The organism is Arthrobacter sp. Hiyo1 (genome assembly GCF_001263615.2).
In the GTDB taxonomy this organism is placed as follows: Bacteria; Actinomycetota; Actinomycetes; order Actinomycetales; family Micrococcaceae; genus Arthrobacter.
This window is the reverse complement of record NZ_DF952477.1, coordinates 122,860-135,234: the sequence shown is the minus strand read 5'-3', so window position 1 is coordinate 135,234 and position 12,375 is coordinate 122,860. Positions and strand designations below refer to the sequence as shown.

Here is a 12,375-nt window from a genome sequence, read left to right as displayed (position 1 = left end):
CAACGATCCTGCTTTACGCGCACCACGACGTGCAGCCGCCGGGCGATGTGACCTTGTGGGACAGCGAGCCCTTCGTCGCAGAGGAACGCGATGGCCGCCTTTATGGCCGTGGCGCAGCCGACGACAAAGCGGGAATCATGGCCCACCTGGCGTCTTACGCCGCCGTAACCCAGGTGCTGGGAGACGATTTCGGCCTTGGGGTCACCTTGTTCTTCGAGGGCGAAGAAGAAGCGGGCTCGCCGACGTTCCGCACTTTCCTCGAAACCCACCGCGAGCTCCTCGAGGCGAACGTCATTGTTGTGGCGGATTCAAGCAACTGGAAAGTCGGTGTTCCCGCGCTGACAACGAGTCTCCGCGGCTTGGTGGACGGCACCTTCGAAGTGCGGGTGCTGGATCACGCCGTGCACTCCGGCATGTTCGGTGGTCCGGTACTGGATGCGCCGACCTTCTGTCCCGACTCATCGCGACCCTGCACGACGACGAGGCAACGTGGCCATCGAGGGCCTGGTTGCCAAGGATGACGTCGTAGAGGACGTGGACGAGGAACAGTACCGCGGCTGACGCCTCAGTGCTCGACGACGTACGGCTCGCAGGCAACGGGAGCATCGCTTCGAGCTCTGGACCAAGCCCGCGTTGTCCATCATCGGCATCGACGCACCCGCCGTCGACGTCGCATCCAACACGCTGCTCCCCGCCGCGCGGGCAAAGTTCAGCCTGCGCCTGGCTCCTGGGCAGGATCCCGATGCCGCCATGGACGCAGTCGGCAGGCACCTGGAGGCGAACGCGCCCTTCGGTGCGAAGGTGACGTTTGTGCCGGGGGAGCGGGGCAACGCCTTCTCCACCGATACAACGTCAGCTGCAGCCCGGATCGCTATGTGGGCACTCGGTGAAGCATGGGGCGTGCCCGCCGTTGAAATGGGGATCGGTGGATCCATACCGTTCATCGCGAATCTGACGGAAACCTATCCGGATGTCCAGATCCTGGTGACTGGTGTCGAGGACCCCGACTCACGGGCCCACAGCGCCAACGAATCGCTCCACATCGGCGATTTCCGCAACGCTGTGCTCGCTGAGGCGCTGATGCTCGCCCGGTTGAACACGGAAGGCCTCTGAGCCCGCGCCTGCATCGACCGGGAACAACGTAAGGGTCCGGCCGGTTACGTTAGGAGTTATAGCTATGCGTCGGCTCGACGTAGCATGTAGCTATAGCCCGCACGTATTTGGGTAAGGGCAGGCCGCGCGAAGGCGCAGCCGCCAAGAGCTTCATAAGAAGGTAGGCCAATGAGCACTGCAACCAACGAAAACAGCACCGGAGCGCAGCTCGCGGGCGGCGAGCTTCCTGAGCACGAGGTCAAGTTGACCGATGTCGCCGCAGGTAAAGTCCGGAGCCTTCTCGAACAAGAAGGCCGCACGGACTTGCGGCTCCGCGTCGCTGTTCAGCCGGGCGGCTGCTCGGGCCTGATCTACCAGCTCTACTTCGACGAGCGCCTGCTCGACGGCGATGCCGTCCGCGATTACGACGGCGTCGAAGTGGTTGTCGACAAGATGAGCGTGCCTTACTTGAGCGGTGCCAGCATCGACTTCGAGGACACGATCTCGAAGCAGGGCTTCACCATCGACAACCCCAACGCCGGCGGGTCTTGCGCCTGCGGCGATTCGTTCCACTAACCCGGGCATTCGCAGGCTGTTGGCCCAGTTCAGGAACGGGTTGAACCCGGTCCGACGCACTGGGCCAGCATGTCGGCGAAAACCGCTCGGTAGCGGTAAGCTCTACATCGGGTAGTAAAACTTTAGTGTGCCCGGTGGGCTTCCGGCCGGCCGGGCTGCAGCAACAAGAGGAAGGGCCGTCTGTGAGTTCGCAGAACCGAACCGGCAGCCGACGCATAAAGATCACCTCGATCACTGGCTTGGCACTAGCCGGCGCGTTGGTTTTGACCGGATGTTCACCAGAGGTAGAAAAAGGCTGGTTGCCCACGGAACGTGGAACCACCAGCAACACCGATCGGATCATGGACCTCTGGGTCAACTCATGGATCGCCGCCCTCGCCGTCGGCATTATTACTTGGGGCCTGCTGGTCTGGTGCATCATCGCCTACCGCCGCCGCAAGGGCACCACGGGTTTCCCGAAGCAGCTTAGCTACAACCTCCCTCTGGAGGTCTTTTATTTGACCATTCCGCTGTTCATGGTGCTGGTGTTCTTCTACTTCACCGACCAGGACCAGCGTGCAATCGATGACCGCTCCCAGGCGGCCGACGTCACGATTGACGTGCGCGGCAAGCAGTGGGCTTGGGACTTCAACTACGTGAAGGGCCCGGTCATCACCGAAGACCTTCACGAGGCCGGCGTCCAGGCGCACCTCACGGGCAACAACGTGGACAAGGACAAGCTCCCCACCTTGTACCTGCCGGTCAACAAGTCTGTTGACCTTGAATTGAACTCCCGCGACGTCATTCACTCTTTCTGGGTACCCGCCTTCCTTCAGAAGCGCGACATGATCCCGGGCAAGACCAACTACATCAGGTTGACCCCCACCAAGGAGGGCACCTATGACGGCAAGTGCGCCGAACTTTGCGGTGAATACCACTCAGAGATGCTGTTCCGCGTGAAGGTCGTTTCCGAGGCTGAGTTCCAGGCTCACATGGACCAGCTTCGCCAGAGCGGCAACACCGGTCTTCTCGATTCGAAGTACGACCGCAACCCGAACCTGAACGCAAAGAATTAAGGGAAGCGACGTGGCTACTTACACTCAATCCGCCGGAGTCCTTGACGCTCCGGTAGTACCGAAGTCCAAGGGACGCATCGTCGTCAACTGGATCACCTCCACTGACCACAAGACCATCGGGTACATGTACCTGATCGCGTCCTTTGTGTTCTTCTGCCTGGGTGGCGTCATGGCGCTGCTGATCCGTGCCGAGCTCTTCGAGCCCGGCATGCAGATCCTGCAGACCAAGGAACAGTACAACCAGCTCTTCACGATGCACGGCACCGTGATGCTGCTGATGTTTGCGACGCCGCTGTTCGCAGGCTTCGCAAACGTCATCATGCCGCTTCAGATCGGCGCCCCCGATGTCGCCTTCCCGCGACTGAACGCGCTGGCTTTCTGGTTCTTCCTCTTCGGCTCCACCATCGCGGTGTCCGGCTTCATCACCCCGCAAGGTGCCGCCTCGTTCGGCTGGTTCGCCTACGCGCCTTTGTCGGACACGACGTTCACCCCGGGCGTGGGCGGAGACCTTTGGGTCTTCGGCCTGGCATTGTCCGGTTTCGGAACCATCCTGGGTGCCGTGAACTTCATTACCACCATCATCTGCATGCGCGCTCCCGGCATGACGATGTGGCGCATGCCGATCTTCACCTGGAACACCCTTGTGACGGCAATCCTGGTTCTCATGGCCTTCCCGCCGCTCGCCGCCGCGCTCTTCGCGCTCGGTGCCGACCGCCGCTTCGGCGCCCACATCTTCGACCCGGAGAACGGCGGAGCTGTCTTGTGGCAGCACCTGTTCTGGTTCTTCGGCCACCCGGAGGTTTACATCATTGCGCTGCCGTTCTTCGGCATCGTGTCCGAGATCTTCCCGGTATTCAGCCGCAAACCGATCTTCGGTTACAAGGGCCTGGTCTACGCGACCATCGCCATTGCCGCCCTGTCGGTTACCGTTTGGGCCCACCACATGTACGTCACCGGATCGGTGCTGCTGCCGTTCTTCTCCTTCATGACGATGCTGATCGCGGTACCCACCGGCGTGAAGTTCTTCAACTGGATCGGAACACTGTGGCAAGGCTCGATCACCTTCGAGACCCCCATGCTCTGGAGCATCGGCTTCCTGGTCACCTTCCTCTTCGGTGGCCTGACCGGCATCATCCTGGCCTCCCCGCCGCTTGACTTCCACGTCTCGGACTCCTACTTCGTCGTAGCGCACTTCCACTACGTCGTCTTCGGAACCGTCGTGTTCGCCATGTTCGCAGGCTTCTACTTCTGGTGGCCCAAGTGGACCGGCAAGATGCTCAACGAACGCCTCGGCAAGATCCACTTCTGGCTCCTCTTCCTGGGCTTCCACGGCACGTTCCTGATCCAGCATTGGCTCGGCGTCGAGGGCATGCCCCGCCGCTACGCGGACTACATGCCGCAGGACGGCTTCACCTGGATGAACCAGTTCTCCACCATTTCGTCCTTCGTGCTTGGCGCCTCGCTCCTGCCGTTCTTCTGGAACGTCTACATCACGTGGCGCAGCAACAAGAAGGTAGAAGTTGACGATCCCTGGGGCTTCGGCGCTTCGCTCGAGTGGGCCACATCCTGCCCGCCGCCGCGGCACAACTTCACCTCGTTGCCCCGTATTCGTTCCGAACGTCCTGCTTTGGACCTCCACCACCCGGAACTCGCCCAGCACCACACTGCACAGAGCCCCGAGCCGGCAGCAAAGGTACTCGGCAACGCTGATCAGAAGGACGCCAAGTGAAAATCGAATCATGGATCTTCGGAGCCGGGACCTTCTTCTTCGTCCCTGTCGCGGTGGCCTACGGCTTCCTGACCCACTGGTCCGAGTGGGTCGGAACCCTCGGCATTCTCCTGGTCGGCGGCCTGGCAGGCATGATCGGCGGCTACCTCGGTTTCACAGGCAAGCGAGTGGGCATGCGCCCGGAAGACCGTCCGGACGCTGAGATCCACGAGGGCGCCGGCGAGCAGGGACACTTCAGCCCCTGGAGCTGGTGGCCGTTGGTCCTCGGCCTGGCCTGTGCCGGTGGCTTCCTTGGCCTCGCCGTAGGTTTCTGGATCACGTTTGTCGCCGCTGGCCTGGCCTCGTGGCCTTGGTCGGTTGGGTCTTCGAATACAGCCGTGGAGACCACGCGCACTAGAAGCACTTGAACAACGACGGCGGCACCACTTGGTGGGGCCCGCCGTCGTTGTATCTGGATGTTGCATGCCGGTGCGTCGTAGCGCACTGGCCCGCTCACTGCCCTTCTACGGCCTCCAGGACGGCCGAAAGAGCGGCCAAGGCATCGTTGACCTCATTGAGCGTGCGGCCGGCTTGCAGCGCTTCTCGGGAGACGGACAGAACCACTTCGCACCCGTGGCCGAAATCCTCGGTCATGACCTCGAGCAAAGACCGGGCATCCACGCTTGCTGCCCGGGCTTACGGATCGTCACCGGAAGGCCCGTGGCCGTCACAGCCCGTACGAACACGGCGGCGGCCCGTGCATGGAGGCCGATCTCTGCGGCGACGATGGCTTTGTGCTCGGGCAAACCGGCTCCTTTGACTCGGACGGCCAGATGCCGACTGCGATTTTGATCCCTACAAGCGTAGCGCCGCCACACGGCGCCCGCGTTTACAGTGCCGAGCTGGTCTAGCCCTGCCGGTGGATTGGCCTACGCTTATTTCATGACAGATTTCGTGGCCGGGGGCCGCTGTGCCCGCTGAGGCATCCCGCATCGCGGGGGAGATCGACCGCAAGAGCGGCACTCCCATCTACGTTCAGTTGCGCGAGATCCTGCGCAGCTATATCTCGGCGTCGTGCAAACCCGGTGCGGCGTTGCCTTCGGAGCGGGACCTTTCCGAACGGTTCGGACTTGCCCGCATGACGGTGCGGCAGGCCATCGACGCCCTGGTCGGCGAGGAAGTTATTGAACGCGTGGTTGGATTGGGAACCTTCGTCCGCAAACCGAAGCTGGACCTCCAGGTGAAGCTCACGTCCTACAGCGAGGAAATGCAACGCCGCGGCATGGTTCCGGCAGCGAAGGTCCTGAGCTTTGAACAGATCGCAGCCAGTGCCTTCCTGGCGAGGGAACTCCAGCTGGAGGAAGGTACGCCGTTGGTCCGCTTCCGCCGGCTCCTCCTCGCGGACAACGAACCCATGAGCGTGGATGAGAACTTCATCCCGGCCCATCGCGTGCCAGGCCTCCTGGACGATGCGCCCCCCACTTCGCTATACAACGTTCTGAGTGAGAAATACGGGTTGGTGATGGAGTGGGGAGAGGACATGATCGAAGCGACGGCAGCTTCCCCATCAACGGCGCGGCTGTTGAACGTAGACGTCGGTACTCCGTTGCTCAAGATTCAGCGCCACGCCTTCGTTGCCCGTGCCATGGTGGACTACTCCGTGTCCTACTACCGTGCCGACCGGTACAAGTTGTGGGTCCCGTTGCAGCGGCCGGGCGTCCGGTCCACCCGAAGCCAATCCACGGGGTACCGTACCCACTAGCTCAAAGCCCGGGAACCGGCCGCTTGAGCCCGCAAACGAAAGAAGGCCCCGTCCATGTGGACGGGGCCTTCTTTGTGCTATCTGCGGGAGCTAGTGGCTAAGGCTCTTGTGCTCTTCGGCGGACTCGATGGCCTCATGGTGGCCGTGTCCGTGAGCGGCTTCAAGCTCGGCCGGGGTTGCCGGGGCAACACGGTCTTCGAAGAACCACTTGGACAACGCCGCGCGGCGCTTCTCCTTCGGGGTGACCACGCCGTGCTCGTTCGGCTCGGCCGGCAACGGGGAAGGCGACTCGAAGCCCACAAGCTTGTAATGCTTGTAGTCGTCCAGCGGTGCGTGTACCTCGATGAACTCGCCATGCGGCAGGCGCACGATCCGGCCCGTTTCACGGCCGTGCAGGGCAATCTCGCGGTCCTTGCGCTGCAGCGCAAGCGCCACACGCTTCGTGACCATGAACGCAATGATCGGGCCGATGAAGAACAGCGTGCGCAGCCAGTACGTGACGTCGTTCAGGGCAACGTGGAAATGCGTTGCGATGAGGTCCGAGCCGGCAGCGGCCCACATGACGCAGTACCAGGTGAAGCCTGCGACGCCAATGGCAGTGCGGGTAGGAGCGTTACGCGGACGGTCCAGAACGTGGTGCTCGCGGTTGTCCTTGGTGATCCAGCGTTCGATCCACGGGTACATGAACAGCACCGTGAAAATGATGCCGGCAGGAACCAACGCGGGCAGCAGCACATTCAGCGTCAGCACGTGGCCGAAAATGATGTATTCGAAGTGGAAGTCGTTGACCACACCAGGCATGAGTCGCAGGGCACCATCGACGAAGCCGATGTACCAGTCAGGCTGGGTACCTGCAGACACGGGGGAGGGGTCGTACGGCCCGTAGTTCCAGATCGGGTTGATGGTGAACATCGCAGCCATGAGCGCTACCACACCGAACACGATGAAGAAGAAGCCGCCGGCCTTGGCAGCGTAAACCGGACCGAGAGGGTAACCAACGACGTTGCCGTCGTTGCGGCCCGGGCCGGGGTACTGGGTGTGCTTGTGCACAACCACCATGAACAGGTGGATGACGATCATCAGCAGGATCATGGCTGGCACGAGGAGGATGTGCAGCACGTACAGTCGGCCGATGATGGCCGTACCCGGGAACTCGCCTCCGAAGAGGAAGAACGAGATGTACGTTCCAATTACCGGGATGGACTTGATGACACCGTCGATGATTCGCAGGCCGTTACCGGAGAGCAGGTCATCGGGAAGAGAGTATCCGGTGAAGCCTTCAGCCATGGCCAGGATGAGCAGGACGCCGCCCACTACCCAGTTCATTTCACGCGGCTTGCGGAAAGCGCCCGTGAAGAAAACGCGCAGCATGTGTACACCAAGCGATGCCACGAACAGCAAAGCCGCCCAGTGGTGGACCTGGCGGAAGAACAAGCCACCGCGAATGTCGAAGGAAATGTTCAGCGACGAGTTGTACGCGACGGACATTTCGACATTCGTCAGAGGGGTGTACGAACCCGAGTAATGGGTCTCTGCCATGGACGGGTCGAAGAAGAAGGTCAGGAAGGTACCCGACATCAGGAGAATGACGAAGGAATACAGCGCCACCTCACCGAACATGAAGGACCAGTGGTCGGGGAAGACCTTCCGGCCGAATTCACGCAGGATTCCGGATCCGCCGACGCGCTCGTCAACGAAGTCCGTGATCCGGCCAACCTTGGTTTTGGGTACGAAGGGGACTTCAGCTGTTGATGAGGCGCTCATGCTCGTCACGCTCCCAGTAACTCGGTCCTACAGGTTCTTTGAAATCGCTCGTGGCTACGAGGTAGCCTTCAGCGTCAACCGCGATGGGCAGCTGGGGGAGCGGACGGCTGGCGGGGCCGAAGATAACCTTGCATTCCTTGGTGAGGTCGAAGGTTGACTGGTGGCACGGGCACAGCAGGTGGTGCGTTTGCTGCTCATAAAGGGCAACGGGGCAACCAACGTGGGTGCAGATCTTGGAGTAGGCAACGATTCCGTTGTAGCTCCAGGTTTCGCGTCCCTTGGAGATCGTCAAGTCATCCGGGTTGAGGCGCATGAGCAAAACGACGGCCTTGGCCTTCGCGTTGAGCTTGCCCTCCTGGAGTTCGTTGAGGCCTCCGGGATCACGTGGAAGGCGGAACCGATGGTCACGTCCGATGCCTTGATCGGAGTTCCGTCGGGGTCGCGGGTGAGGCGCTTGAGCTTGCCGTCCTGGGGAGCCCACATGGTGTGCGCGAGCGTGTTGTCCGGGCGGGGACCCAGGTCACCGAACACTGCCAAGGCAGGGAGGGGCGCCAGTGCCACGGCACCCAGAAGGGTGTTGCGGATCAGCGGGCGACGCTTGATGCCGGTTTCCTCGACGATGTCCTCGACGATTCGCACGGCTGCCTGCCGGTCATCCTCGGTGCGGATGGCGTGGCGCTCTTCCGAAACCTCGTGGTCCGGCATGAGGGCCTTGGCCCAGTGCACGATGCCGGTGCCGATGCCCAGCATCGCAAATGCGGTGCCAAGGCCGAGCAACAGGTTTTGGGTGCGGATTGTTGCGATCGTGGAGTCTTGCCCAAGATCAATGGCAAAGTACGACACCAGGAAGATCACCGTGCCGATGACGGAGATGCCAAACAGTATGGCCACCTGTCGCTCGGCTCGCTTAGCGGCTCTCGGGTCCGTGTCAGCCAGGCGCAAACGGTGCGGAGGAAGCCCAGGATCCTGGAACTTCTCCACAACATTCTGACCAGCCGTAGCTACGGTGCCCGAGTGGTTCGGACTGCCGTCACTATGGTTGCCCATAATTCGCCTCATCCTTCTCTCGTTGTCCCGGCCGTAACCGGGTTAATGTTCAATTCAAAACTGCTGTGGGGACAGCAGAAGTTCTTTAGTGCGCTGGCCTAGGACGTACGCGACGTCAGCCAGATGGTGAAGGCGATGATGACGCCGAGGCCTGCAACCCAGACGAAGAGACCTTCGGATACCGGACCCAATCCTCCGAGATCGTTTCCACCAGGCGAGCCGTTGGTTTCGATCTTCTTCAGGAAGGTGATGATGTCCCGCTTGCCTTCAGGAGAGATGTTGGCGTCGTTGAAGACGGGCATGTTCTGCGGACCAGTGGCCATGGCTTCATAGATGTGCTGGCCGGAGACGCCAGCCAGTGCCGGAGCGAACTTTCCACGGGTCAAAGCACCGCCGGCGGCTGCGGCGTTGTGGCACATCGCGCAGTTCACGCGGAAGAGTTCGCCACCCTTGGCGGCATCTCCCTTTTCGTCGAGCAGCGATGCGTCGGGAATTGACGGGCCAGCGCCGAGCGAAGCGACGTAGGCCGCAAGCTGCTGGGTCTGCTGGTCGTTGAACTGCCGCGGCTTTTCCTGGGCCTGGGGTCCGTTCATCTGCATGGGCATACGGCCGGTGCCAACCTGGAAGTCAACCGCAGCAGCACCCACGCCGACCAGCGAGGGGCCGTCCTTGGTTCCGCTGGCGCCCATGCCGTGGCAGGTGGCGCAGTTGGCGGCGAAAAGCTTGCCGCCCTCCTGGGCGTCGCTTGCGCTAAAGGTAGTGGTATCTGCCTTCGCCTGGTTGACCGTTGTGGCAACGGCGTAGAGCCCACCAGTGACGAGGAGTCCCATCAGCAGCAGCGCAATGGCTGCCAGTGGATGACGTCGCTTCTGCGAGAGTGCCTTCACGTGGTGGTTCCTTTATTCGATCCTGCGTCGGCTCCAAGAGCCGCTTCTTTAAAATTCATCCTCTTGTGGAACAAGAGTGGGTGCCGGGCTACTTCAGTACGTAGATGACCAGGAAGAGGCCGATCCACACAACATCCACGAAGTGCCAATAGTACGAGGTGACGATTGCCGAGGTCGCTTCGAAGTGCCCGAACTTCTTGGCGGCGTAGGCACGGCCAATAATGAACAGGAAGGCGATGAGGCCGCCGATGACGTGGAGGCCGTGGAAGCCGGTTGTGATGTAGAACGAGGAACCGTAGGCATTGGCCGAGAGCGTCACATGCTCGGACACAAGCATCGCGTATTCGGTGGTCTGCCCGGCAACGAAGAAGGAGCCCATGATGAACGTCAGGATGAACCATTCGTTCATGCCCCAGCGGGTGAACTGCAGCACACCACCTCGACGGCGCGGCTCAAGTCGCTCGGCGGCGAAGACACCCATCTGGCAAGTGAAGGAACTCGACACAAGGACGATGGTGTTTACAAGCGCAAACGGGAAGTTGAGCTTGCCGGTTTCTTCCGCCCACAAGGCGCCCGACGTGGAGCGCAGCGTGAAGTACATGGCGAAGAGACCGGCGAAGAACATCAACTCACTGGAAAGCCACACAACGGTTCCAACGGAAACCAAATTGGGGCGATTCAGCGTCGGGTGCGCCGGGGTACTGGGGGCATGGGTCGCAGATGTCACAAGGACATTATGTCTGTAAAAGTCCGGACTTCCCAATGCGAACCGCCATTTGGGGAGACTTTTTCTACAAACACGCGAATTCGCGCGGAAAAGTTCCCGGCGTCCTTAGCATTGGTCACGGAGCAGGGTGGATCGCTAGCATCAAGTGGTGACTTCACAGGCATCTGCAGAGCAGGCAAGCAACTCGTGGCCCGGACTCATCTCCGCATTGATCAACGGGCATGACCTCTCGGTCGGGAACACGGCATGGGCCATGAACACGATCATGTCGGGAGAAGCCGCCCCTTCCCAGATTGCCGGTTTCCTGGTGGCCCTGCGCGCCAAGGGGGAAACGGTGGAAGAGGTCACAGGACTGGTGGAGGCAATGCTCTCCAACGCCAAGCCCGTGAGCATTCCGGGTGAAAAGCTCGACATCGTAGGCACCGGCGGCGATCGACTCAACACGGTCAACATCTCGACCATGGCTGCCCTCGTGGCGGCCGGCGCGGGAGCGCGTGTCGTAAAGCACGGGAACCGGGCGGCATCGTCGTCGTCGGGCTCTGCCGATGTCCTGGAAGCCTTGGGCGTGAGGCTCGACTTGCCGATCGAACGCGTAGCCCGCAACGCCGAAGAGGCGGGAATCACCTTCTGTTTCGCCCAGGTGTTCCACCCGTCGTTCCGCCATACCGGTGTGGTGCGGGCGGAGCTTGGCATTCCCACGGCCTTCAACTTCCTGGGACCCATGACCAACCCGGCCCATGTCCAGGCTTCGGCCGTGGGTGTTGCCAACGCCACCATGGCTCCCTTGATCGCAGGGGTCCTTGCACGGCGGGGGAGCCGCGGATTGGTATTCCGCGGGGAAGACGGACTAGATGAACTCACCACTACGGGTCCATCCACGGTATGGGAAGTCAGGAACGGGCAAGTGAGCGAGCAGCGGTTCTCGCCGGCGGATCTGGGGATCGCTGCGGCGACGGTCGCCGATCTTCGAGGCGGCGACGCCAAGGCGAATGCCGCCGCGTACGCGAAGTGCTTGACGGGAAGCCGGGCCCGGTCCGGGACGCGGTGTTGCTCAACGCCGCCGCAGGCCTGGTGGCCTTCGACACTGCAGCCGACGGACCGTTCCTGGACCGCATGAAGTCGGCCTGGCTGCGGGCTGCGGAATCCATCGATTCCGGAGCAGCCATCCGGGTCCTCGACACGTGGGTGGGACTCACCCAAAGGTAGGCAAGGCGCCCGGCTTCAGGCGGTTACTGCTCGAAGCCCAGTGAAAACGCCGCGTCCAGATCATGCTGCGAGTAGGCCCTGAAGGCGATATGGGTGTTGGTGTGCACCACCGCGGGAACCTTGGAGAGCTTGTCGGCGATGACGTCCGCCAACTCCTCATGCTTCGCCACGCGCGCCACGGCAATAAGGTCCCATTCGCCTGTGACGGAGTAGACCTCGCTGATTCCTTGGATGGCGGAGATCTCCTCGGCCGTCTCCGGGATGCGTGAAGCGTCGGTCTTGATCAGGACAAAAGCGGTGATCACTGGGGGCGGCCTTTCCGAAGTGCGGCAGTGGACGTAGCAAGCCTAGTCCATCGGCCGGTGCTTAGGACCGGCGGCTCCGTCGACGGGCACGCACCACGAGGGCGATCACGGCGCGGTAGCCGAGGAGCAGAATCGCCAAGCTGATCAAGGCGACAATGATGAACGCGAGCACCACGGTCTGTCCGGTAGCCGCACGCAAAAGCATGCCCCCGGCCACGGTTCCAATCCATACGCCGACGCGGCCGG

The 12,375-nt window shown here is 61.8% G+C and carries 10 protein-coding genes and 4 pseudogenes; 7 read left to right on the top strand and 7 right to left on the bottom strand.

Annotated features, from left to right (window positions below; all coding sequences use genetic code 11):
* The 5 genes and pseudogenes from AHiyo1_RS22035 to AHiyo1_RS22015 all read left to right on the top strand — a co-directional run.
* Positions 1-1,113: pseudogene (locus tag AHiyo1_RS22035) on the top strand (M20/M25/M40 family metallo-hydrolase); the annotation flags it as partial.
* Positions 1,114-1,281: 168 nt separating this feature from the next.
* Positions 1,282-1,668 carry a HesB/IscA family protein gene (locus tag AHiyo1_RS22030; protein ID WP_059390004.1) on the top strand — a complete coding sequence of 129 codons (387 nt, stop codon included), beginning with the start codon at positions 1,282-1,284 and terminating at the stop codon, positions 1,666-1,668.
* A 182-nt stretch (positions 1,669-1,850) separates the two neighbouring features.
* The gene (gene ctaC, locus AHiyo1_RS22025) at positions 1,851-2,723 is read left to right on the top strand and encodes an aa3-type cytochrome oxidase subunit II (protein WP_059390003.1); all 873 of its coding nucleotides are present in this window, start codon (positions 1,851-1,853) and stop codon (positions 2,721-2,723) included.
* A 10-nt stretch (positions 2,724-2,733) separates the two neighbouring features.
* Entirely contained in the window at positions 2,734-4,452 is a 1,719-nt protein-coding gene (gene ctaD, locus AHiyo1_RS22020) for an aa3-type cytochrome oxidase subunit I (protein WP_059390002.1), read from the top strand.
* Positions 4,449-4,849 (top strand): annotated as a pseudogene (locus tag AHiyo1_RS22015) (cytochrome c oxidase subunit 4). The gene ctaD and the pseudogene AHiyo1_RS22015 overlap by 4 nt, the downstream one beginning before the upstream one ends.
* A 232-nt stretch (positions 4,850-5,081) precedes the next feature.
* Here the strand turns inward: AHiyo1_RS22015 and AHiyo1_RS28420 are convergent.
* Positions 5,082-5,309, bottom strand: coding sequence for an HPr family phosphocarrier protein (locus AHiyo1_RS28420; RefSeq protein WP_445286252.1), 228 nt, complete (start codon positions 5,307-5,309; stop codon positions 5,082-5,084).
* A 92-nt stretch (positions 5,310-5,401) separates the two neighbouring features.
* Between AHiyo1_RS28420 and AHiyo1_RS22005 the strand changes: the two genes are divergently transcribed.
* Positions 5,402-6,193, top strand: a complete 792-nt coding sequence (locus AHiyo1_RS22005) for a GntR family transcriptional regulator (protein WP_059390001.1) — start codon at positions 5,402-5,404, stop codon at positions 6,191-6,193.
* A 90-nt stretch (positions 6,194-6,283) separates the two neighbouring features.
* Here the strand turns inward: AHiyo1_RS22005 and qcrB are convergent, their stop codons facing one another.
* The 4 genes and pseudogenes from qcrB to ctaE form a co-directional block, all read right to left on the bottom strand.
* Positions 6,284-7,957 carry a cytochrome bc1 complex cytochrome b subunit gene (qcrB, locus tag AHiyo1_RS22000; RefSeq protein ID WP_059390000.1) on the bottom strand — a complete coding sequence of 558 codons (1,674 nt, stop codon included), beginning with the start codon at positions 7,955-7,957 and terminating at the stop codon, positions 6,284-6,286.
* A pseudogene (gene qcrA / locus AHiyo1_RS21995) lies at positions 7,935-9,004 on the bottom strand (cytochrome bc1 complex Rieske iron-sulfur subunit). Before qcrA ends, qcrB begins: the two are co-directional and overlap by 23 nt.
* 98 nt (positions 9,005-9,102) lie before the next feature.
* Complete coding sequence (gene qcrC / locus AHiyo1_RS21990; protein WP_059389999.1) at positions 9,103-9,891, bottom strand: cytochrome bc1 complex diheme cytochrome c subunit; 789 nt, start codon at positions 9,889-9,891, stop codon at positions 9,103-9,105.
* A gap of 88 nt (positions 9,892-9,979) precedes the next feature.
* Positions 9,980-10,654, bottom strand: coding sequence for an aa3-type cytochrome oxidase subunit III (gene ctaE, locus AHiyo1_RS21985; RefSeq protein ID WP_172465702.1), 675 nt, complete (start codon positions 10,652-10,654; stop codon positions 9,980-9,982).
* Between the two features lie 112 nt (positions 10,655-10,766).
* Between ctaE and trpD the strand changes: the two are divergent.
* Positions 10,767-11,824: pseudogene (gene trpD / locus AHiyo1_RS21980) on the top strand (anthranilate phosphoribosyltransferase).
* A 23-nt stretch (positions 11,825-11,847) separates the two neighbouring features.
* Here trpD and AHiyo1_RS21975 read toward each other — a convergent pair.
* Positions 11,848-12,129, bottom strand: coding sequence for an Lrp/AsnC family transcriptional regulator (locus AHiyo1_RS21975; RefSeq protein WP_059389997.1), 282 nt, complete (start codon positions 12,127-12,129; stop codon positions 11,848-11,850).
* 61 nt (positions 12,130-12,190) lie between these two features.
* On the bottom strand, positions 12,191-12,375 hold a 185-nt coding region (locus AHiyo1_RS27585), incomplete at its 5' end, for a DUF3054 family protein (RefSeq protein ID WP_253257553.1).

What these genes read in the sequence shown, in the direction of transcription:
- qcrB (WP_059390000.1), bottom strand. Translation starts at nt 7,957, where the DNA reads ATGAGCGCCTCATCAACAGCTGAAGTCCCCTTCGTACCCAAAACCAAG.
- AHiyo1_RS22030 (WP_059390004.1), top strand. Translation starts at nt 1,282, where the DNA reads ATGAGCACTGCAACCAACGAAAACAGCACCGGAGCGCAGCTCGCGGGC.